3 protein-coding genes are annotated in these 2,148 nt (G+C 34.0%); all 3 read right to left on the bottom strand.

Going from position 1 to position 2,148, the window contains the following annotated elements:
- Positions 1–189, bottom strand: a 189-nt coding sequence (locus DW793_RS15565) for a hypothetical protein (protein ID WP_252969915.1), incomplete at its 3' end; no start/stop codon positions are given.
- Positions 190–363: 174 nt separating this feature from the next.
- Positions 364–1,374 carry a polymorphic toxin-type HINT domain-containing protein gene (locus tag DW793_RS14005; protein ID WP_118158512.1) on the bottom strand — a complete coding sequence of 337 codons (1,011 nt, stop codon included), beginning with the start codon at positions 1,372–1,374 and terminating at the stop codon, positions 364–366.
- 258 nt (positions 1,375–1,632) lie between these two features.
- The gene (locus DW793_RS14000; protein ID WP_118158511.1) at positions 1,633–2,079 is read right to left on the bottom strand and encodes an Imm26 family immunity protein; all 447 of its coding nucleotides are present in this window, start codon (positions 2,077–2,079) and stop codon (positions 1,633–1,635) included.
- Positions 2,080–2,148 lie beyond the last annotated feature (69 nt).

Raw genomic sequence — 2,148 nt, 5'->3', positions numbered from 1 at the left:
ATATTTTTTTATGTTTTCCTTGTCACTCATGTTAATGCTTGACGGTAATTCAACTTTTAGAACAAAATACCCATTAATTAAAAACATATTGTTAAGAATATAACCACATGAAACATCTTCATTTTGAGATGAAAAAAAGGCATACTGCATATTTCGACTTAAAATGTTTTTGAAGTTTTTCTGGAACATTAATGTATTCTTCCGCCTTATTTTTAGACCAAGCAGTGTAATAATGTGGATATATTTCTGAATATTCCAGCTTAACATATTCGAGCATTTCACAAACTACTTCAAATACTTGAAAATCATTATTTTTAGATATTGGAATATAAAAATTTAAATTATAGTTCATTTTCCCCTCGCTTATGGCTTGAATATAACGGCAATATTGTCGTAACCTTGCAAAATATTTGAGATTGCATTATAACTCTTTTCTGATTGTACATACCATTCAATGGCAGTACCATCCGCAGCAATTGTCTGCCTTGAAGCTTGATCCAATAAAGAGTCCTTGCCTTTAAACCAAGAATAAAACTTACCATCTTTATTCACAAAATTATCATAATTGCCTTTAGCCTCTATTAACGTGCCATTTCTATAGCCATCAAATTTCACTCCATTTTGAACCCATGCCTTACCAGATTTCCCAGTAATCTTTTCTTGATAAGTTCGAGAATTTTCACTCATACTTTCATTTACTTCTTCCCATTTTCCACACCCATTATGAACAAAAACCCCATTTTCACCCACAAAATAAGTATGGAAATCTTCAACCTCAAAGTTATAAACCTTGATAGGTGATTCAAGAATCTCGTGCTGAACCCATTCAACTGTTACAAGTTCACCATTACTGAGAACAAGAACATCTCCAGCTCTAAGACTTCTTGCAAGTGTCCAGCCAAGCTTGTCAACATAGAACGGGTGTGTCGGCGTAGCAGAAATTGTTTCGCCATTTACACCAATATGAATAAGCTCGTCTGTTTCATTGATATAAGTTTCAGTAACCGTTTTGACTGCTACTTCACCTGTTGTTTCGTCCTCCGAAAGAACCTTATCGCCGACTTCGATTTCTTCAATCGGTTCTTGTCCGTCCTCAGTAGTCACAAGTGTACCAGCAACAAAGCAATAAGATGTGCCAAAGTCCTTTGCAGAACCCCACATTGACGTTCCTGTCATTGCAACTTTAAATAAGTCGCCCTTTATCTCTTCCCAGGTGAAACTTGCATCTCCACTTATGTATTTATCAGCCGTTTTTCCCAATTCATATGAGCCGATCATAAGATTTCCTGCTGATCCTGTTTTATGGAATGCAGTTAAAAGCCTGCATGATTTTCCGGCTTTTGAAAATGCTCCTGTGCCTACAATATACTGCATTCTTATCGTGATTTAGAGCAATAATTCACTAAATTACTGCCCTAAATTTTTAATAGATTGTATCAACAACCTTTATGTATATCAGAATACCATCCATTTTTTCTAATCGTCGAACTCCAATAATTTCTTGTTGATAATCAGTTCCTTATTAACTTTATATCCTACGCCTATAGACGTTTGGGCACCAGATGACAAATATTCAGGACGTTGTTCAAGCGGTTCGTCAAATTCATTCCAAAATTGGTTTTCTCGTGCTATTTAAAAAAATCCATAACTTGGAGGCGTTCCTAAATTGTCAGTATGACTAACATTGTAAAATAGACCCTTTGTCCAATAAAACCTATCAACCATAAGCGGCGCAAGCAAAAGCTTAGAATAATCTAATACAAACGAAAACTTATCAACACTTTTTGATTTAATACTGAACAATGCAACAACATACATATCTTCACCTTGCAAATTATTTACATGGACATTCAAAACCAATCCATAAAAAAATATATTTTTCCGTGGCTGGAACACAAATATGTCACCTTTTTCGGGATATTTATATGACCTTTTAATTTTCAGCAACTGAAAATTATTATTTCTGCCTTGAACTAAATCGCCATGCAATCTGTCTAATTCTTTTTTTATAGACTCATTCTGGTTGTTATATCTCTCAAGCCATTCTTTTAGCAAAATATTATTATCATTAAACTTCATAATTAAAACCTCGGCAAATTATTATCAGCAATATATTTCTCAGTCCATTCCATTGCTTTATCATAATAC

It is taken from the genome of Ruminococcus sp. AM31-15AC, assembly GCF_003462045.1.
Lineage (GTDB): Bacteria > Bacillota > Clostridia > Oscillospirales > Ruminococcaceae > Hominimerdicola > Hominimerdicola aceti.
This window is presented reverse-complemented; position numbering and strand designations above follow the sequence as displayed.

Coding starts and splice junctions, on each gene's coding strand:
- DW793_RS14000 (WP_118158511.1), bottom strand. CDS start 2,079: ATGAAGTTTAATGATAATAATATTTTGCTAAAAGAATGGCTTGAGAGA.
- DW793_RS14005 (WP_118158512.1), bottom strand. CDS start 1,374: ATGCAGTATATTGTAGGCACAGGAGCATTTTCAAAAGCCGGAAAATCA.